The organism is uncultured Anaerococcus sp. (assembly GCF_963510575.1).
Classification (GTDB): Bacteria; Bacillota; Clostridia; order Tissierellales; family Peptoniphilaceae; genus Anaerococcus.
Map to the genome: position 1 here is coordinate 21,219 of NZ_CAUPFR010000004.1, position 20,997 is coordinate 42,215.

A 20,997-nucleotide genomic window follows, 5' to 3' on the forward strand; every position below is an offset into this window, starting at 1 on the left:
TACTATTATAATGATTCTAACATTTTGGGAAATTTATATTATCATCATAATGAACTTTATTTGATAAACATTCTCACTTGTATTATACTCTAGTTTCTCCTGGTGAGGTTCTTTTTTAGTTCTTCTTCTAGGTTTCTGATTTCGACTTGGGCTTTTTCTCGGTTTTTGCTACCTTCTATTTGGATGTTCCTTACTTCTTCGATGGTTGAGATTAGGGCATCGTTGGTATGTTTGATGGTTTCTACGTCGACTATGCCACGTTCTGTTGCCCTTGCAGTTTCGATTGTGTTTTGTTTTAGGGTGTCGGCGTTTTTCTTTAAGAGGTCATTGGTGAGGTCGGTGACCATTTGTTGGGTCCTGATGGCTTGGTCAGTGTGGTGCATACCGAGGGCTAGGACCATTTGATTTTTCCACAATGGGATGGTTGTGACTATGGTTGTCTGGATTTTTTCTGCCATGATGGAGTTTGATGATTGGACCATCCTTATTTGTGGGGCCATCTGGATTGAAACCATTCTTGTGAGGTCTAAGTCGTGGAGTTTTTTCTCAAAACGGTTGGCTTGGGCCTTTAGGTCGTTGACTTTTTGGGCATCGAGGGGAAGGTTTGATTCAGCTGCAGATTTTTCGAGGGCTGGTAGGTCATTTTTGTAGAGGTCAGCTAATTTTCTCTTGCCTGCCTCGATATACATGGAGATTTCCTTATAATATTCCTCGTTTAAGTCGTACATCTGATCTAGCATGGAGATGTCTTTCATGAGGGTGATTTGGTGGTTTTCTAGGGCCCTGGCTACTTCGTTGATGTTTTTTTCGGTGGACTGGTATTTGACTTTGAGGTTGTCAATTTTTCTTACAGTCTTTTTGAAAAAGCCAAGAGGTCCCTTTGTTTCTTCCTCATCGTCCATGGTTTTGATGTCCATTACTACTGTGTCTAAGAGCTTGCCTATTTCGCCTAGGTCCTTGTCTTTTACAGCGTCAAGAGTTTTTTCAGAGAAGGTTGAAATCTTCTTTTGGGCACCTGACCCGTATTGGAGGATGATGTTGGTGTTTTCTAGGTCGATTTTTTTGGAAAAATCGTCTATCATCTTTTCCTCAGCTTCGCTAAAGACAATCCTATTTTCAACTTTTTCTGGCTCGGCTTTTAGGATTTGGTCGAGTTTTTCGTCTTTTTCTTCGATACCATCTAGTTTTAATTCGATATCACTCATAGTCTTTAAAGTCTCCTTCTACTAGTCCTTCTTGTTTTAAAACAAGCCTAATTGTGTCAATATCAGTTTTTACGTCCATAGCCCTATCAGAGATAAGGTCAACTTTAATCTTGTCAAAGGCCTCGGTAATGGTTTTGATTGATCCTTGGATTTCTGCCATAGACTTTAAAATCTTATCATCAGTGGTTTCTAACTCTTCAAATTCTTGGTAGGATTCAATGAGTTTGGCTGAAGTTGGCATGTAAAAATCGTTGAATTTGTTGAGGGCAAGGGCCTTGTCTGGGTATTTTTCCAAAATGTTTAGGATATCCTTGATGTTTTCGAAAAGTGGATTTAGGTAGTTCCTAAAAGTTGTTGAGGAAATTTTCTCAGACTTTTCTTGCATTTGCCTTAAAATTCTAGTGCAATTTTCAATTATTTCATCAGCTTCGTGGGAAGTAAGGTCTTCAACAGGTCCGATTTCTTCTTTTTTTGAGGAAGGCACTCTGCCGAGGTTTTCCTTGTAGAGCTTGAAGGTAGGGATATCAAGGATGAAAATAGAGTCGTTTTCAACAATCCTTGCCTGTTTGAAATAGTTTTGCTTCATAAAATACAAGAGGTCTTTGAGGGTTTCTTCCTCGGTCTGGCTGACTGCACTTGCCAAATCTCTCACTGATATAATTGTAGAATTTCCAAGCTCACGCCTGTATCTAGAATAATTTATGGCAAGCCTTTTGTAGTGGCTTGATAGCTTCCACATGAAAACTGGTGCCGCAATAGCTCCTGCCATGCTTAATAATCCAAGAAGCATTGAATCAAATCCAGGAATATCAAATTGATCCATGCCTATTGCAAAAAGGCTCATACCAACAAAGATAGCCCCCATTTTTAAAAGGCTTGACTTAGTTCTTTCCTTAGGTTTTTGCTCACAAATATCAGGATTTTTTGCCGCTGGCAAATTCTTCTTATAGCCCTTGGTAAAGTTTGAAACAGCTTTGTTTACAGAATTTTTAATAGTTTCCCCGATAGATTCAAAATCTATGTCATCAAAGTCAAAATTGATATTAAAAGCATCTTTTTGACTAAACTTATCTTTTTTCTTCATTTTATCTCCTTACAAAAGGTGATTTTCCTCTTGCTGATATTATACTATAGGATAAATATTTTTAAAATTCTTAAGGATAAAATTAATTATATTAAAAAACCTATCTTATATCCTTAATCTCATCGAAGAGGTCTTTATTTTTTTCTATATCTGCCCTTGAACCAAAAACAACCAAATTATCAAGGTCCATGGCTTTTTTGAAAGACTCGCTAAGGTTTTTGATGTCTTCAAGCTTTGTAGACTTGATTTCTGCAAGTATATCGTCATCTTTTTTGGAAGATGGGATCCTAAAGTAGGAATAATCAGCATCTCCCATTTGCTTTGGACTTCTTGGTCTTAAAATCGAACCCATTGAGGAAATTTTTTGGTTTTCAAAGTCCCTGTCGGTCATTTCAAGGTCTTTGGCGATTTGACCAAGCTTGTTGAAAGCGTCAATGGTTGAGGAAATATTTGGGTCCCTGTAGGAATAGGTTGCAAGAAGCATGGACCTTGAAATGAACATGCCTGCCCCGTAAGCACCTCCCTGGGCCCTGATTAGGGAATAGAGGTAAGGGTTGGACATGATTGACCCTGCGAGGAGGAATTTGCCATCATAGCCACCTTCAAATTCGTAAAAGTTGGCTGATTTTGAGACGTAGTTGACGTTGGCATCGGTTGCTATAGCTTCTTTTTTGGCCTTGGATTCGAAAGTGATTTCCACATCATTTTCCCTTTGTGTAAGGTCTGCAAAGGTTGAATTAATAGCGTCTTTCATGAGGTCGTAGTTGGATTTTTTACTGGTGATATTTATAGAAAGGTCCTTGGTGAAAATCCTCTTATAAACATCTTCGAGCTTGGCTTTTAGGTTTTCAAAGTCATTTTCAGCCAGGTCTATATTTTCTTTGACAAAGTCGTAGTAGGCGATGCCTGAGAGGTTTTCTTGGATAAAGGCATGCTTGTCGATGTGGGCGTTGGCCCTATTTATGGCAATCATGTGGCCAGAATCGTACATTTTTGATTCGAAAACAGCCTTCCTAATCCTCAAAAGTTCGAGAATCCTAGCCTGGTTTGCAAATAGGGAGTTCGATGTGAAATCTTTTACAATCTCTGTTGCTTCCTTGGTGTAGGCAGGAAGGGTTTTGAAAGATACCTTAAAGGTCCTGTCGATTTCATCTGGTCCCTTTTTGAAGGTCATAATTGAGAAATTAAGCGAACCGAGTTTTTGCCAGATTAGGTCGTCAATTTCTGTATATTTCATAGTTTTTGTGTCAATGGAACCTAGAAGTTCGCCAAGAAGTTGGGCGTATTTGAAGTCTTCAAGGCCTAGGTGATTGACATTAAAATACATATCTGTGTAGGTAAGGCCAGCTGTGGCAAGGTCGTTAAAGACGTATTCAAAAGTGTCTCTCTCAACCTCTCTTGGTACTGGTCTGGTTTTAGTTGGCACATCTTCTATATCGAGTTTTGGAATCATAGCCTTTATTTCTTCGCTATCTTCGCTGTCTTGGTAGGCCTTGAGCCTTGCTAAATCTTCCTTGATTTGGGCGAGTTTCCCTGGAGTCATTTCCTCGTTCACCTTTTTTAGGTAGGCTTGGAAATCTTCGTTTTCTTTTTTGTTATAATCAAGAGAAGGTCTTGAAATATGAAGGAGCTTAGTAGGATTGTCTAGGTAAAATTTCTTTATAAAGTCCTCGTAATAGGTGGTGTCTATTAGGGATTTTAATTCTTTTAGGTAGTCAACCAACCTAAAAACCTCAAAAGGATCAGCATCAAAGGACATGGATAGGTAGTATTTTAGACCTGCATTTACAGAGTTCAAATTTTCCCTCTGGCCAAAATCAAAGAGAGAAAAGGCTGATTTTAGAGCTTCCTTGTTGATGCCTTCGCTTGCCTTTTTTAGGCCTCTTTCGATTATTTCTACAAAGTCATTGACTTTGGCTCCATTAGTTTTTTGTGCCTGGATAATAAGGGCAGACCTGTTACCGTAGGCATTTCTTGCGTAAAAATATTCTGGTGCGAGCTTTTCTTGGATTTCATTTCTAATTTTTGATGAATCCATGTTGAAAAGGGCGTTTACCAAAATGGCTGCAGTTAGAGTTTCCTTGACATCTAGGGCAGAGTGGGTAAGCATAGCGTAGGTCAAATAGTCTTGGCCCTCTTTTTCTTCACTTGCTGGATAGGTGGACTCGATTGTGTTTTCATAGAAATTTTCCTTAACTTCTATGGCTAGGTTTAGGTCTTTTTTGTCGTATTTTGACAAATATTCTTCATCAAGCCTTGTCAAATAAGGGTCTATATCGGCTATATTTCCGTAAAAATAAATATAGGCATTTGAAGGGTGGTAGTGGTCAGCGTAGAATTTTTGAAATTCCTCAAAGGTCAAATCCTTTATAAAACGTGGGTCGCCACCAGATTCGTATTGGTAAGGCGAATTTTTGTACAAGTATGAGTTGATATCATTATCTATAAGGCTTTCTGGGTCTGAAAGGGCGCCCTTCATTTCGTTATAAACTACGCCAGAAATCCCCACAACCTCATCGCCTTCAAGGTCGTAGTGCCAACCTTCCTGGTCTAAGATTTGCTTTTTATTTACAACCAAAGGTGCAAAAACTGCGTCAGTATAGACGTCAACCAGGTTTCTAAAGTCTTTGTCATTTTCACTTGAAACAGGAAAAACAGTCTTGTCTGGATAGGTCATGGCGTTTAAAAAAGTCTGCAAAGAAGAGGAATCCATGGCCATGAAAGGGTCCTTTGAAGGAAATCTTGCTGACCCATTTAGGACAGAATGCTCCATGATGTGGGCCATACCCTTGGAATTTGTGGGAGGGGTCTTAAAACCAATGGCAAAAGTCTTGTTAGTGTCGTCTTTTTTGGCAAAAACAATACGTGCCCCACTTTTTATGTGTCTATAATGGAAGGCTTCAAGGCCTATGGCAGGGAAATTTTCATTTTTGATTAATTGGTAATTTTTATTCATACTTTATCCTTTGTAATTTTCTTTATCACTATTGACTATACCATTGTTAGAAGTTTATATGGCAAATCATGTTGACAATGGTTAAAAATCCTAGTAAAATTTTATTAGAAAGATAAAATAGTTTCGAACGAAAGAAAAATCATAAAATAGAAAGGTAAACCATGACAAAGTCAAGATACGGAAGCTCTTATTTTGGAAATTTAAGTCCAAGGATGCAAGAATTAAGAGATGAACTTTTAGAAAAAACTCCAGAAATTTGTGTAGAAAGAGCTGAAATTGTAACAAAATCCTATAAGGAAAACCAAAATAAACCTCTTCATATCAAAAGAGCCCTTATGTTAAAGGATATTTTGGAAAATATGTCAATTTACATAGAAGATTGTGGCCTAATTGCTGGCAACCAAGCTTCTTCAAATAGGGCAGCGCCAATTTTCCCTGAATATGCGATGAAATGGGTAATTGACGAGCTAGACGACCTTGAAAATCGTGATGGAGATGTTTTTACAATCACAGAGGAAAACAAGGAAAAATTAAGGGCCATCTACCCATTTTGGGAAAATAACACCATTTACGATAAGGGCAAGCCTTACATGCCTGATCAGGCTCAAAAATATGCAGATTTAGGCATAATTTCCTTTTTGGGCAAGGTAACTAGTGGTGACGGACATTTTGCGGCTGATTATACCAATATGCTTAAGGTTGGCCTTAAGGAATACAAGAGAAGGGCAGAGGAAAAATTAAGAAAGCTCGACCTTTCCGACTACAAAAATATCAAAAAAACTTACTTCTATAAGGCTTGCATCATTGTAATTGACGCAGTTAGGGATTTTGCATTGAGGTATGCTGTCCTTGCAGAAGCTAAGGCAAGGTCAACCTTAGATGCAAAAAGAAAAGAGGAGCTTTTAGAAATTGGCAGGATGCTTAGGAGAGTCCCTTACGAACCAGCCCAGACCTTTAAAGAGGCTGTTCAAGCCATTTGGTTGGGTCATTTGATTTTGCAAATCGAATCCAACGGCCACTCAGTTTCCTATGGTAGAGTTGACCAGTATTTGGATCCTTTCCTAAGGCAAGATTTGGCCTGTGGAAGGCTTACAGAAGACGAGGCGAGCGAAATTTTAGTCAACTTGTGGCTAAAAACTTATTCTATAAATAAGGTAAGGCCTTGGGGTCATACAGTATTTTCGGCAGGTAGTCCACTTTACCAAAACGTGACCATAGGTGGCCAAACCAAGGATAAAAAAGATGCCACAAATAAGACATCTTGGCTCATTTTAAAGACAATCGCCCAATGTCACCTCCCACAACCAAACCTCACAGTTAGGTATCATAGAAATCTCCCAGACGATTTCATGAAGGAATGTCTAGAGGTAATTAGGTGTGGGTTTGGTATGCCGGCCTTTAACTCAGATGAAGTTATAATCCCATCTTTCATAGAAAAAGGTGTTAGGCAAGAAGATGCCTACAATTATTGTGCAGTTGGTTGTGTAGAAACAGCTGTTCCAGGAAAGTGGGGCTATAGGTGCACAGGCATGAGCTTTTTAAACTTCACCAAGGGTATTTTAATTGCCATGAATGGTGGAAAAGACCCAGCCACAGGTACTCCACTAATAAAAGAAGTAAAAGAATTTAAAGAATTGAATAATTTTGAAGACTTCATGGAATCTTGGGATAAGACTGTCAGGGAAATGGCAAGGCAAACCGTAGTTGTAGACTCAGTTTGCGACATGATTCAAGAAGAAAATACAGCCGATATCTTGGCAAGTGTCCTAACAGACGATTGTATAGAAAGAGGACTCACCATGAAGGAAGGTGGAGCTGTTTATGACTTCATTTCAGGCCTTCAGGTAGGAATTGCAAACACAGCCGATTCCCTAGCAGCTATCAAGAAAACTGTTTTCGAAGATAGGACAGTTGGTAAAGAGGAATTATGGTGGGCCCTTATGGATAATTTCCAATCTCCAAGGGGCCAGGAAATCAGAGAACTTTTAAAGGCTGCACCAAAATATGGAAACGATGATGATTATGTAGATATGCTAGGCACAAGAGCCTACAATTCTTATATAGATGAAATCAAAAAGGCAAAAAATACCAGGTATGGTAGGGGCCCAATCGGTGGTTGCTATTATGCTGGTACATCTTCAATTTCAGCCAATGTTCCCCAAGGTGCAGGTACCCTTGCCACACCAGATGGTAGAAAAAAAGGCGAAGCCCTAGCAGAAGGTTGTTCGCCAAGCCACGGATCAGATGTCAAAGGCCCAACAGCAGTCCTAAAATCAGTAGCCAAACTTCCAACCAGGGAAATCACAGGAGGAGTCTTGCTAAACCAAAAAGTAACCCCAACCATGCTAGATAAACCAGGCAATAAGGAGAAACTAATAGGCTTAACCAGAGCCTTCTTCGACGGTCTAAAAGGCTACCACATCCAATACAACGTAGTAGATAAAGCCACCCTAATAGACGCCCAAAACCACCCAGAAAACCATAAAAACCTAATAGTAAGGGTAGCAGGATATTCAGCCTTCTTTAACGTCTTATCAAAAGATACTCAAGATGATATTATAGCAAGGACTGAACAAAATCTATAGAGAGAAAAGGGGCAACCCCTTTTCTTTCTTATCCATGATAAGTTAATTCGAGATTAACTGTATCATATAGATTTTATCAGTCATTTACATGACTGCTCCGTAAAAAGGGGGAGGCCCAAGGACCCTTCCGCATGGGTCCTCATCGGCCTCCCCCTTGAACCCCCTCTCCGTTACACCCCACAAGCGGCTCCTTAGCGGAGTGCGAAACCAGAAGTTTGCCTACGGCAAACCTCTTTAGTAGAGTTAATGACCTTGTATAAGATTACGTATTTTCCTACTGATTTCTAATATTCAAGCCCCTAAAAACTGATAACTCGGCTTCGCCTCAAACAATCAGTTTTCTTGACGGGGCTTTCTATTAGAAATCTTCACCCGATAGAGGGTAGAATTAGTTTCGAAGTTCAAGTATGGCTTGGCTCGTTTGGCTTTGCCAAACATTGCTAGATGGGAGTTATTCTTGAACGAAGAAGAAAAAAATTTAATTATCTTGTATTTTTGTAAATGAGGGAGGCGTTAAAAAATTTGATTGTTTGAGCGTAGCGAGTTATCAAATTTTAGCCGACTGAATGTCAAAAACTAAAAAACTAGTCCAACTTAAACAAGGGCTCCTTCATACCAAATAAGTTTGCCGAAGGCAAACACCATATCCCCCGAGAGGGGTCGCCCGGAGGGGGTAGCCGAAAGGGGGCTGGGGAGTCGCGTTGGGGAACGTGCGAAACGTTCCCCTGGGACTCCCCAGTTACGGAGATTCAACTGTAAGTAGAATGATATTTTATAATATTAAAGCAGAATTAAATCAAAATCATAAGATGATACAGTTAATCTCGGATTAACAAAAAAGATAATTTATCTCGGATAAAAAAAACAAAAAATGATATCTCATCTCGGATGAGAAGGAAAGGAAATAATTATGAAACTACTAATTGATGATGCAAACTTAGATGCTATCAAGGATATAGTATCCCTATACCCTGTTGATGGGGTTACTACAAACCCTACTATTTTATCAAAGGCTGGAGAGAATCCTAAGGATAGGCTTTTGAAGATTAGGGACCTTATCGGGTCTGATTTGGATCTTCATTGCCAGGTTGTGGCGTCTAAAAAAGAAGAGATAATTGCCCAGGCTAGGAAATTGGTTAAACTTTTGGGAGCCAATACCTACATAAAAATCCCTGCAAGTGGTGAGGGTTTTAAGGCTATTGAAGAACTTACTAAGGAGGGCATTAAAATTACTGCCACAGGGATTTATTCGCCTCTTCAAGCCTTTTTGGCAGCCAAGGCTGGGGCAAAATACCTTGCGCCTTATGTAAATAGGATTGATAATTTGGGCTATGACGGCCTTGCAGTTACTAGGAAAATCCAAAATATCCTTGAAGCCAACGACTTTGAGGCTCAAATTCTAGCTGCTTCCTTTAAAAATTCTAACCAAGTCCTAGACCTTGCAGAAAGGGGAGTTGGAGCCTTGACTTTATCCCCAGATGTTTTTAAGGGTTTGGTAAATGACAGAAATGTTGATTTTGCAATCAAAACCTTCGAAGACGACTTTGGGAGGATTTTAGGAGAAGGTCAGACTTTTTCAGATATTTTGTAAAAAAAATCGCCCCAAAAAGGGCGATTTTATGATAGGATTAATTTTATGCCGGAGGCCTTTAGATGGTCTTTGGCTTTTTTGTTTATATTTTTATCGGTCACAACCCTGTCAACCTTGCCCACAAGGCCAAGTGAAAGGCAACCAGATGTGGCGAATTTATGGCTTTCTGTAAGGACAATTACCGAATCGCAACGTTCTGCCATGTGTCTTACAGCCTCGCCCCTAAAGGGATCTTTGTTGGAAAATCCCCATTCAAAGGAATATCCATCAGCTCCAATAAAAAGCTTGTCCACCTTGTAATTTTTTACGGATTCGGCAAGGACAGGACCTATTAAAACCTGGCTTTTAGCCTGGTAGATGCCTCCAATTACAATGACTTGTACGGAAGAATCCCTTATATAATCTGCTATAAAGATTGAATTTGTAATGATTGTTATATTTTTCTTTGTCTCGGCAAGTTTTTTTGCAAAAATTGCACAACAAGAACCAGACTCAACCATGATGGTTTCCCCATCGCTAACTAAATCTACAGCTTTTTGGGCGATTTCAGTTTTTTCCTTAAAATGAAAGGAAAGTTTTTGGGAAATCGAATCATCGTCAATTAGTTCGGCGAAATTGTGGGTACGCCTGATAAGACCAGCAGAATCAAGGTCTGTAAGGTCCTTTCTCATTGTTACAGTTGACACAGCAAAAATCTCTGCCAGGTCATTTACCGAAATTTTTTTCTTTTCATTTATAATTTCAACAAGCTTGGCTTGTCTTTGGTCTTTGTTCATAAAACCTCACACAAAGGCATCAATGCCTTGATTTTTAAGTATTTGTACCATTTTATCCAGGTCGGAATCGGTCAGGGCTTTTTTATCACTATACTCGTATTTTATGCCGTAGGATTCATACTTGCCCTTGCCATATTGGTGGAAGGGCAAAAGTTGGACTTTTTTTGCACCGAGATTTTGAAAAAGCTTGGCAAATTCGTAAGCATCGTCATTTGAATAATTAAAGTCGGGAATTACTGGAATCCTAATCAGATAATCTTTGGCATTTTTTATAAGTTCTCTTAGGTTTTGGATGATGATTTTATTTGAAAGTCCAGTTTTATCCTTGTGGACGTCTTCATTCCAATTTTTGCAGTCGGCTATAAATAAGTCAAGGTGAGGGTAGAGCTTGGCAAGATTTCCTGGATTTGTATAAAGAGTAGTTTCTATAGCCGTGTGGATGCCCCTGGCTTTTAGTTTTTTGAGCAATTCTACAAGCGAATCTATTTGCATAAGGGGTTCGCCACCAGAAAGGGTCACCCCACCACCAGTCGACTGGTAAAAAACTTCGTCTTCCATAGCGATTTCAACCAAGCTCTCAGGGGTCATGGGTCTTCCGACTTGGTCGTATTTTATTTTTTTATCGCAAATCCCGTGCCTATTTAAAAGGTCATAAAATAGGTCATCTTCAACTATATAACCATCCTTGTCAAAGTTTAATTCATCAATTTTCGCGTCTATTTTTGTCCCCTTATCATCCTTTATAAAAATATTTACAAAGGGGTTTTGGCTTTCTGGATTTGAACACCATTTGCACCTTAAAGGACAACCTTTAAGAAAGATTGAAGTTCTAATGCCTGGTCCGTCTTGGAGGGAAAATTTTTGGATATTAAAAATTAAAATTTTGTCGGTTTTCATTTAGCTTACTCCTATATTTTGGAATATACGACTTTTATACAAAATTTCAATAGATTTCATATGAAAGTTATTAGAAGGGGAAATTTTGGGTAAGAATATAAAGTATAAAAGAAAGGAAGCAAAATGAAATTAGGAATTATAGGGGCAGGGATGATTGCCCAAGAAGTTTTAACCTTTATAGGGGAAATCGAAAATATCGAAGTGGTAGCAATTTCTGCCACTCCAAGGAGTGAAGACAAGCTAAAAGACTTGTCAGAAAAGTATGGGATAGGCAAATATTACACTGCTTATGAGGAACTTTTGGCAAATCCGGAAGTCGAAGTGGTTTATGTGGCCCTTCCAAATAACCTCCACTACGAAGTCATGGATAAGGCTCTTGACGCCGGCAAGGATATAATCTGCGAAAAGCCTTTTACAGCCAATGTTAACCAGGCCCTAAAGATTTTCAAAAAAGCAGAAGCCAAGGGGAAAATAATCCTCGAAGCCATGTCAAATCGCTTTATACCAAATGCTATAAGAGTGAAAGATGAAATTTCAAAGCTTGGGAAAATTAAAATCGTATCCTTTAATTATTCCCAATATTCATCCAGGTATGACCGTTTCAAAGCTGGCGATATAGCCCCAGCCTTCTCCCTAGAAAATGCAGGTGGAGCCTTGATGGATTTGAATATTTACAACATCGACTACGCCATCAACCTATTTGCCAGACCAAAAGACGTGAGATATTTTCCAAATATTGAAAAATCAATCGATACCTCGGGAGTTTGCCTGCTTGACTACGAAGACTTCAAGGTAGTCTGCATAGGAGCCAAAGACAGCTCGGCAAGTCTAACAAACACTATTCAAGGAGAAGAAGGTACCATAGAAATCCCAGACGCCCTTAATTCTTTCGGTTCATACAGGATAAAGAAAAATGGCGGAGTATATGAAGAAATCAATGAAAATAAGGATAAATCAAGGCTCTACTACGAATTTGTAGCCTTTGAAAAAATCATAAGAGAAAGAGACATGGAAAGGGTTGAAAAACTAAAAGAAATAACATTGATCACAGCCGAAACCCTAAACCAAGCCAGAATCGAAGCGGGAATCTTCTTCCCAGCCGATAGCTCCCACTAGGAAAGTCTCAAAATGCAAGAAAAAAATAGAAAGTAAAATCGCAGAAACCGTTTCCTAAAATCCAATTAATGTGATATAATAAAATTGAGATTTGTAATAAAATACAAAATAAAATTGAATAAAAATCCAAGAAAAAACTAGAAAGCAAGTTAAAAACAAAGCATGAAAAGAAATTATAGTAATTATTAATGGAAAAAAGAAGGCTTTGTGAAGGGGAAAAAGAAATAAACCCCAAATCGAATTTGTGAAGGGAAAATAGAAAAAAATCCAGAAGCGACTTTGCGAAGCAAAGAGCAGAAAAATTCCAAGCGAAATTGCTGCAGGCAAAGAGCGAAAAATCAAGCCTTTAAAAGCTCAAAGCTCCGTTAAAAAATTGCACTGAAGAAATACTAAAAGAAAAAATAGTAAATACTGAGAATAGATTAAGAAAAAAAGCAAAAGTCAGACCAGATTGCAATTTTAGGAGATTTGAGATTTAAACCCAAAACCAACAATAAACTCAAACAAGGGAATATCTACACCAAAAAAAGCTTGCCGAAAGGCAAGCTACTACACCCGCCCTCCGCTAAGGAGCCGTTCGGGGGTGTAACGGGGAGGGGTTTAAGGGGAGCCCGATGAGGGACCCTACGGAAGGTCCCTTGGGGCTCCCCTTTAAACGAAGTTATTCAGAATATAGATAAGATTCTATATAAGTCAGAATTCCAAAGGGGACAAATTTTAAAAAATAATATTACAAAAAATCAAGATATTAAAAAATGCAAAATCTTGGATTTTAAAAAATAATTTTATATTGTATAAAAAAAGCAAATCACAACAGCATGGAATGCAAAAACGTACTGCATTCCGGGAATGCAAAAAAACCAATAATATCTGGAGTTATTCCAGGAAAAAAAGAAAGGAGAGATGTTATGGTAGGAATCATCCTTGCAAGCCATGGGGCTTTTGCTGAGGGGATCAAAGAGTCTGCTCAAATGATTTTTGGCGGGCAAGATAAGTTTGAAGCAGTTGTTCTCAAACCTTCCATGGGTCCAGATGAATTTAGGGCGAACCTAGAATCTGCTATTAAAAAAGTTGATTCAGAAGAAATCCTATTTTTATGCGACCTTTGGGGAGGTACACCTTTTAACCAATCTTCAGCTGTTTTTGACGGTCATGAAGATAAGTGGGCTATCGTTGCTGGTCTTAACCTTCCTATGGTAATCGAAGCTTTATCTGAAAGATTTACTGAAGAATCTTCTCACGTTATTGCTAAGGCTATTATCAAGAGTGCTAAGGAAGGCATTAAGGGTAAACCAGACGATATTAATCCAGCCTTGGAGGCAAGCGTAGAAGGTCCTAAGGCCAATAGCGAAGTCGCTAAGAAAGTTGTTGGAGGAACTATTCCAGAGGGAACAGTTCTTGGTGATGGCAAGATAAAAATAGGTCTTGCTAGAGTTGATACTAGACTCTTACACGGCCAAGTTGCAACTACTTGGACAAAGACAGTTGGTCCTGACAGGATTATCGTCGTTTCAGACAAGGTTGCCCACGATGAGCTTAGAAAATCAATGATTATGGAGGCTGCTCCTCCAGGAGTTAAGGTTCACGTTATTCCAATTAAGAAGATGAACGAAATTGACAAGGACCCACGTTTTGGTCTAACCAAGGCTTTGCTTCTATTTGAAACCCCACAAGACGTTCTAGAATACGTTGAAGGCGGCGGAGAACTTTCTGAAGTCAACCTCGGTTCTATGGCCCACTCTAAGGGCAAGGTTGTTGTGACAAACGCCCTTGCTATGGGCCCTGAAGATGTGGAAACCCTTGAGAAATTAAAGGCTAAGGGCATCAAATTTGATGTTAGAAAGGTGCCAGCTGATAGGGCTGAAAACCTAGATAGCCTTCTTCAAAAAGCGAAATCTGAATTAAATATATAGGAGAGATTAATGAATTTTATTAATATAATTTTAATCGGCCTAGTAGCTTTCCTTGCAGGTTGTGAAGGTATTTTGGACCAATTCCAATTCCACCAACCAGTTGTTGCTTGTACCCTAATCGGTCTTGTAACAGGCCATCTTAAGGAAGGTATCATACTTGGCGGTTCACTTCAAATGATTGCCCTCGGTTGGGCAAACGTAGGTGCGGCAGTTGCCCCAGATGCGGCTTTGGCTTCAGTAGCTTCAGCTATTATCATGGTTCTTGCCCTAGAAGGTGGTAGTGCCAATGCGACAGATGCTATAAACACATCTATCACCCTTGCTATCCCACTATCAGTAGCAGGACTTTTCCTAACCATGCTTGCTAGAACTTTGGCTATTCCATTAGTTCACGGTATGGATGCAGCGGCAGAAGATGCTAACTTTGGCAAGATTGAAACCCTATCATGGCTAGCAGTTGCTATGCAAGGTGTTCGTATCTTAGTACCTGCCCTTGCCCTTTGCTTCATTCCACCAGCAGTTGTTACAGAACAACTTAACAGGATGCCAGAATGGCTAACAGGTGGTATGGCAGTAGGCGGTGGCATGGTAGCAGCAGTAGGTTATGCGATGGTAATCAACATGATGAGTACAAAAGAAACCTGGCCATTCTTTGCCCTTGGTTTTGTAATTGCAGCCATTCAAAAACTAACTCTAATCGCTCTAGGTGTTATAGGCGTTGTTCTTGCAATAATTTATATGACCCTAAAGAGCCTTGCTACATCTAACCCAGGCGGTAATGCCGGTTCTGGCGATCCACTTGGCGATATAATCAATGATTATTAAGGAGGACCTATGACAGATACAGTAAATAACAAAAAAATTGCTCTTTCAGATGCGACCCGTAAAAAAGTTTGGTGGCGTCACCAATTCCTCCAAGGTTCTTGGAACTACGAAAGAATGCAAAACGGTGGTTGGGCATTTTCTATGATCCCAGCTATCAAAGAATTATATCCAAAAAAAGAAGACCAAGTAGAAGCTCTTAAGAGACACTTAGAGTTCTACAATACCCACCCTTACGTTTCAAGCCCTGTTATGGGTGTAACCCTCGCTATGGAAGAGGAAAGAGCCAACGGCACACCAATCGACGATGCAGCTATCCAAGGTGTGAAGGTTGGTATGATGGGACCTCTAGCAGGTGTAGGGGATCCAGTATTCTGGTTTACACTTCGTCCAATCCTAGGTGCCCTTGGTGCATCTATGGCCCTTACAGGTTCTATCATAGGTCCACTTATTTTCTTCATCGCCTGGAATGCAATCAGGATGATCTTTGAGTGGAAGACCCAAGAAATGGGCTACAAGGCAGGAAACCAAATCACCAAAGACCTTTCAGGCGGACTTTTAGGTAGGATTACCCTTATGGCATCCATCCTCGGTATGTTCATAATCGGTGCTCTAGTACAAAGATGGGTATCAGTAAACTTTGCAGTTGACGTTGCAAAAGTAACCCAACAACCAGGTTCTTACATTGATTGGGCAGCCCTACCAGCAGGTGCAGAAGGTATCCAAGCAGCCCTAAAACAATATGCAGCCATAGGACCTACAGCCCTTGACCCAGTTAAGGTGACAACCCTACAACAAAACTTAGACTCACTAATACCAGGCCTTGTACCATTACTACTAACCCTTGGTATTTGTAAGCTATTAAAGAAAAACGTATCACCAATCACAATTATCCTTGCTCTTTTTGCTATAGGTATAGTTGCGAAATATTTCCACATTATGTAATATGGTAGAAAGTCAAAACACCAAGATCGACTACCAAACTAAGGCAAATTACCTGGGAGGTTTCACCAGCCATGGTGACCTCCTAGTTGGTAATAAGGCCCTAGAATATTACAACGAAAGAAATGTCAGAGATTTTATTCAAATTCCATACACAGAAATTAAAATGGTAACAGCGTCGGTATTTTTTAAGAAAAAGATTACCCGCTTTGCCATCCACACCAAAAAAAACGGAGACTTTATCTTTAATAGCCCTGACAACAAGGCTATCCTAAGAGCCATTAACAAATATCTTCCAGATGACAAATTAAGGAGGTCTTTGACTGTGTGGGACTATTTGAAAAGGAAGTTTAAAAAATAAACTCCCGGTCGGGGAGTTTTATTTTCCCAACAAGTGAAAACATTTTCTTGTAGGGGTAGAAATTTTATGCGAAATATTATATAATATTATTATAAATATAAAAATGGACAAATAATTAACAATAGATTTAAGTCCAGAAGGAGATATATTATGAAAAATTATAAGACATCTAAGATCAGGAATTTAGCCTTAGTAGGGCATTCGGGTGCAGGTAAAACATCACTTACTGAAGCCCTTTTATTCAAGACCGGAGTTATAGATAAAAAAGGTAGGACAGAAAATGGCAATACAATTTCTGACTACGAAAAACAAGAAAAGAAAAGACATATTTCTCTTCAAACATCAATAATTCCAATAGAGTACAACGATTTTAAACTAAATTTCATAGATTCTCCAGGATTTTTTGACTTTGAAGGCGAAGTGCTCCAGGCTCTAAGAGCGGCAGAAAGTGCACTTTTTGTAATAGACGGTGAAAAGGGAATCGAAGTTGGTACAGAAAAATATTGGAAATATACCCAAAAGATTAACCTCCCATCTGTTATCTTCGTTAATAAACTAGATAAGGAAAACGCTCATTTTAACAAGGTTGTTTCTGACCTTCACATCGAATTTGGCAAGAAAATCATTCCTCTAACCCTAATGCTCGGCGAAGGTGAAGGCTTTGAAGGCATAATTGATGTTATGGATAAAAAAGCTTATTCTTACGAAAATGACGAAAAGAAAGAGCTAGAAATCCCAGAAATCAGAGTTGCAGAAGTGGAAGAGGTTTACAACAAGGTTATAGAAGCTGTTGCTGAATCTGATGACGCCCTAATGGAAAAATTCTTTGAAGGCGAAGAATTTAGCGAAGCTGAGATTAGAGAAGGTCTATCTAAAGCCATCCTTGAGGGCAAGGTTGTACCACTAATCGCAGGTTCTACAGAAAAGATGATTGGTCTTACATCCCTACTCGACGTGATTGTAAAATATATGCCAGCCATAGATGATGAGTCTGCAAATATTGGTTTTAGGGTTGCTGATGGTTATGAAGCTTTTGAAGCTAAGGAAGATGCACCATTCTCAGCTGTAGTTTTCAAGACCCTTGCAGATCCATTCCTTGGTAAGATTTCTATTTTCAAAGTTGTTAGTGGTTCAATCTCTAAAGATGGTAAACTTTACAATGCAACTAAGGATTCTGATGAAAAAATTTCTTCATTATTCTTCCTAAGGGGCAATGAACAAATCAAAACTGACAAGGTTGTTGCAGGTGATATAGGAGCTTTTGCTAAGCTTGATAAGACCCAAACTGGCGATACCCTTTGTACTAAGGAAAATAAAATCGAATACAAGAAGATTTCTTATCCAAAACCAGTTTTATTCTACGCAATCAAGGCTGTAAGCCGTGCTGATGAGGATAAGATTTCAGAAGCTCTTCAAAAACTAAATGAAGAAGACCCAACTTTCGCAAATGAGATGAACAGGGAAACTAGCCAACAAGTTCTTTCAGGTCTAGGAAATGTTCAACTTGAAGTTTTGATGGATAAATTAAAAGACAACTATTCTGTTAATACAGAAATTATTGAATACAAGATTCCTTACAGGGAAACAATTAAGGGCAAGTCAGACGTCCAAGGTAGACACAAAAAACAATCTGGTGGTGCCGGCCAATATGGTGACGTATTTATCAGATTTGAACCAAGCGAAGAAGACTTTGTCTTTGATGAAGAAGTATTCGGAGGCGCTGTTCCAAAGAATTACTTCCCAGCAGTAGAAAAGGGTCTAGAAGAATCCCTAGCAGAAGGTCCACTTGCAGGTTATAAGGTTACAGGAATTAAGGCAACACTTTACGATGGTTCTTACCACCCAGTTGACTCAAACGAACAAGCCTTCAAAACAGCAGCAAGGATTGCCTTCAAGAAGGGTATAGAACAAGCAGACCCAATTTTACTAGAACCTGTTATGAGTCTAGAAATAAACGTACCAGACGAAAACATGGGCGATGTTATGGGCGATATGAACAAGAGACGTGGTAGAATTTTAGGTATGGAACCTCAAGAAGATGGCAGCCAAGTTATCAAGGCTGAAGCTCCACTTGCGGAAGTTTTGACCTACGCTATAGACCTTAGAAGCCAAACATCAGCAAGAGGAACTTTCTCCATGGACTTTGTAAGATATGAAGAAGTTCCAAGAGAAATTACACAAAAAGTTATAGAAAGCAAGAAAGTAGATTAACAAGTACAGGAGGCAGCAATGGCAAGGTGGGAAATACTAGATATAGACCCTTACTTAAGTGACTATGAAAATGACATAAATCTCAGGATGGAAAGGCTAGAAGAGCAAAAAAAGAATTTTTTAGCTGGTGGTAAATCACTTAAAGAATTTGCCAATGCTCACAATTACTACGGCTTCCACAAGGTTGATGGGGGCTGGATATACAGGGAATGGGCCCCAAATGCTGACGGGCTATTCCTTATAGGTGATTTTAACAATTGGGATAAGCATTCCTATCCCCTAACAAAGATTAACGGCCAAGACTGGGAAATTTTTGTAAAGGGGATTAGGACTATCCCTCACAAGTCCAGACTAAAAGTTCTTGTTGACGCAAATGGCGAAATCAAGGAGAGAATTCCGATTTTTGCTCGTAGGGTAGAAAGAAATGAAGACCTAGATTTTGCAGCAATTTTAGAAAATCCACGCAAAGATTTTGAGTGGACTGATCAAAAATTTGAAATAAAACACGATGACCTTCTAATCTATGAGGCCCATATAGGCATGGCAGGCGAAGAAGGCAGGGTTGCGACCTACAAGGAATTTGAAAAACATATCCTTCCGAGGATTAAGGCAGGGGGTTACAATACTGTCCAACTCATGGCTATAGCAGAACACCCTTACTACGCTTCCTTTGGTTATCAGGTGGCAAATTTCTTTGCCCCATCTTCTTGGTACGGGGAAAACAAGGATTTAAAAAGCCTTGTAAATACAGCCCACGAAATGGGCTTAAATGTGATAATGGACTTGGTTCATTCGCATTCAGTTAAAAATACAGCCGAAGGTATCAATGAATTTGACGGTACAGACTACCAATTTTTCCACGCAGGACCTGAAGGCAACCATCCAGATTGGGATTCTAAACTTTTTGACTACCACAAGGGTGGGGTAGTCCACTTCCTTCTTTCAAATGTAAAATATTGGCTAGAAGAATTCCACTTTGATGGTTTCAGGTTCGATGGAGTCACATCCATGATTTACAAAAATCACGGCCGTGGGGAAGCTTTCGACTCTTATGCAAAATATTTTTCTATGAATACAGACATAGATGCCCTAAATTATCTACAAATGGCTAACGAACTCATTAGAGAAATAAAACCAAAGGCCATCACTATAGCAGAGGATATGTCAGGTATGCCTGGCATGTGCCTACCTGTTAGCCAAGGTGGAATTGGTTTTGATTACAGGCTTGCCATGGGTATGCCAGATTTCTGGGAGAGGACTTTAAAAAGAGATGACCACGATTGGGATTTGTCAAATATGTGGTATGAGCTTACAACTCACAGGCCAAACGAAAAGAGAATTGGCTACGTAGAAAGCCATGATCAGGCACTAGTTGGTTCAAAAACTACAATCTTCCAGCTAGCCGACGCTGAGATGTACGATTCTATGGCCGTAGATATCCACAACTTTGAGATAGACCGTGCCATAGCCCTCCACAAGATGATTAGGTGGATAACCATCTCTGAAGGCGCTGATGGCTATCTAAACTTTATGGGAAATGAATTTGGTCATCCAGAATGGATTGATTTTCCAAGAGAAGGCAACGGTTATTCCTACCACTACGCCCGCCGTCAGTGGTCACTAAGGGATGCTGATTATTTAAAATACAAGTTTTTGGCAGATTTTGACCAGGCCATGCTTTCCTTTGCTGAGCAAAACCACCAGTTGGGCAACGACACCTACAGGCTCTGGCTAGATAACGATAGGAAAATTATAGCCTTTAGAAATAAGGATATAGTTTATCTTTTCAACTTCCACCCAACAAATTCCTATGAATCCTTCCACTTACCAATCCATGATACTGGAGAATTTAAGGTAGTTATGGATACTGACGAGCCACGCTTTGGTGGTTTTGACAGGATTAGCCACGGAGTCACTTATCATACAGAAAAATTGCCAGGCACAGACTACGATGGAATTAAAATTTATATCCCATCCAGGACTGTCCTAGCCCTAAAAAAGGTCAAATAGTGAAAATAATATGTTTGGGAGATTCCTTCACTGAAGGATATCTCGTCGAAAATAAATCCTATACCCGCTTTTTATCAAAGGCGGGTTTTGATGTTGTAAACCTAGGCAGGAATGGGTCCACAAGTGGAGAAATGCTCGCAAGATATCAAGGCTATATTTTAACAACAGCCCCAGCTGACCTCTTAATTGTCTTTGGAGCTACCAATGATTTTATGGTAGGATACTCAGTTGATTTGGTATTTAAAAACCTAAAAAGTATAGTAAAAATTGCTAAGGCAAGCAAAGTCCTAATTATAGGGCCACCCTTTGTTGAAGAAGACGAATATTATCCGGTTTATGATGAAATAAATGCTAAAATTTCAAGCCTTAAGGACAAAATTAAGGACCTAGGAATAGACTTTATAGACGCCGAGGAAATTCCTGGTCATTATCTAGACGGAATCCACCTTGCAAGCGACTTTCATGAGGGTCTTGCCAAAAAAATTATTGAAAAGATTGGAGAATAAATTGGAAAAAATTGAAAACCAA

General features: G+C 39.3%; 15 protein-coding genes. 10 read left to right on the top strand and 5 right to left on the bottom strand.

Features of this window, described 5'->3' with window-relative positions:
* Window positions 1-89: 89 nt before the first annotated feature.
* The 3 genes from RQ907_RS00805 to RQ907_RS00815 all read right to left on the bottom strand — a co-directional run bounded on the left by RQ907_RS00805 (window position 90) and on the right by RQ907_RS00815 (window position 5,245).
* Entirely contained in the window at window positions 90-1,205 is a 1,116-nt protein-coding gene (locus tag RQ907_RS00805; protein ID WP_311491506.1) for a toxic anion resistance protein, read from the bottom strand.
* Window positions 1,198-2,289, bottom strand: coding sequence for a hypothetical protein (locus tag RQ907_RS00810; RefSeq protein ID WP_311491507.1), 1,092 nt, complete (start codon window positions 2,287-2,289; stop codon window positions 1,198-1,200). Before RQ907_RS00810 ends, RQ907_RS00805 begins: the two co-directional genes overlap by 8 nt.
* 100 nt (window positions 2,290-2,389) lie before the next feature.
* Entirely contained in the window at window positions 2,390-5,245 is a 2,856-nt protein-coding gene (locus RQ907_RS00815; protein ID WP_311491508.1) for an insulinase family protein, read from the bottom strand.
* A gap of 161 nt (window positions 5,246-5,406) precedes the next feature.
* On the opposite strand from RQ907_RS00815, the gene RQ907_RS00820 reads away from it, so the two are divergent.
* A complete protein-coding gene (locus RQ907_RS00820; protein WP_311491509.1) occupies window positions 5,407-7,830 on the top strand; it encodes a glycyl radical protein in 2,424 nt (807 codons plus the stop codon).
* A 910-nt stretch (window positions 7,831-8,740) separates the two neighbouring features.
* Window positions 8,741-9,421 carry a transaldolase family protein gene (locus RQ907_RS00825; protein WP_311491510.1) on the top strand — a complete coding sequence of 227 codons (681 nt, stop codon included), beginning with the start codon at window positions 8,741-8,743 and terminating at the stop codon, window positions 9,419-9,421.
* Window positions 9,422-9,447: 26 nt separating this feature from the next.
* Here RQ907_RS00825 and RQ907_RS00830 read toward each other — a convergent pair whose 3' ends face one another.
* Together RQ907_RS00830 and RQ907_RS00835 are read right to left on the bottom strand one after the other, a co-directional pair.
* Window positions 9,448-10,197 carry a DeoR/GlpR family DNA-binding transcription regulator gene (locus tag RQ907_RS00830; RefSeq protein WP_311491511.1) on the bottom strand — a complete coding sequence of 250 codons (750 nt, stop codon included), beginning with the start codon at window positions 10,195-10,197 and terminating at the stop codon, window positions 9,448-9,450.
* 6 nt (window positions 10,198-10,203) lie between these two features.
* The gene (locus RQ907_RS00835) at window positions 10,204-11,094 is read right to left on the bottom strand and encodes a glycyl-radical enzyme activating protein (protein WP_311491512.1); all 891 of its coding nucleotides are present in this window, start codon (window positions 11,092-11,094) and stop codon (window positions 10,204-10,206) included.
* 123 nt (window positions 11,095-11,217) lie between these two features.
* Here RQ907_RS00835 and RQ907_RS00840 point away from each other — a divergent pair, with 123 nt between their 5' ends.
* The 8 genes from RQ907_RS00840 to RQ907_RS00875 all read left to right on the top strand — a co-directional run bounded on the left by RQ907_RS00840 (window position 11,218) and on the right by RQ907_RS00875 (window position 20,975).
* On the top strand, window positions 11,218-12,210 hold the full coding sequence (locus RQ907_RS00840; RefSeq protein WP_311491513.1) for a Gfo/Idh/MocA family oxidoreductase: 993 nt from the start codon (window positions 11,218-11,220) through the stop codon (window positions 12,208-12,210).
* Between the two features lie 908 nt (window positions 12,211-13,118).
* The gene (locus RQ907_RS00845) at window positions 13,119-14,123 is read left to right on the top strand and encodes a PTS sugar transporter subunit IIB (RefSeq protein ID WP_311491514.1); all 1,005 of its coding nucleotides are present in this window, start codon (window positions 13,119-13,121) and stop codon (window positions 14,121-14,123) included.
* Between the two features lie 9 nt (window positions 14,124-14,132).
* Window positions 14,133-14,948: a PTS mannose/fructose/sorbose transporter subunit IIC gene (locus RQ907_RS00850; RefSeq protein WP_311491515.1), complete on the top strand. Its 816-nt coding sequence runs from the start codon at window positions 14,133-14,135 to the stop codon at window positions 14,946-14,948.
* A gap of 9 nt (window positions 14,949-14,957) precedes the next feature.
* The gene (locus RQ907_RS00855) at window positions 14,958-15,890 is read left to right on the top strand and encodes a PTS system mannose/fructose/sorbose family transporter subunit IID (RefSeq protein WP_311480284.1); all 933 of its coding nucleotides are present in this window, start codon (window positions 14,958-14,960) and stop codon (window positions 15,888-15,890) included.
* A gap of 1 nt (window position 15,891) precedes the next feature.
* Window positions 15,892-16,248, top strand: a complete 357-nt coding sequence (locus RQ907_RS00860) for a DUF956 family protein (protein WP_311491516.1) — start codon at window positions 15,892-15,894, stop codon at window positions 16,246-16,248.
* Between the two features lie 150 nt (window positions 16,249-16,398).
* Window positions 16,399-18,459, top strand: coding sequence for an elongation factor G (fusA, locus tag RQ907_RS00865; protein WP_311491517.1), 2,061 nt, complete (start codon window positions 16,399-16,401; stop codon window positions 18,457-18,459).
* 18 nt (window positions 18,460-18,477) lie between these two features.
* Window positions 18,478-20,469 carry an alpha-amylase family glycosyl hydrolase gene (locus RQ907_RS00870; protein WP_311491518.1) on the top strand — a complete coding sequence of 664 codons (1,992 nt, stop codon included), beginning with the start codon at window positions 18,478-18,480 and terminating at the stop codon, window positions 20,467-20,469.
* On the top strand, window positions 20,469-20,975 hold the full coding sequence (locus RQ907_RS00875) for a GDSL-type esterase/lipase family protein (RefSeq protein WP_311491519.1): 507 nt from the start codon (window positions 20,469-20,471) through the stop codon (window positions 20,973-20,975). The genes RQ907_RS00870 and RQ907_RS00875 overlap by 1 nt, the downstream gene beginning before the upstream one ends.
* Window positions 20,976-20,997: the final 22 nt, after the last annotated feature.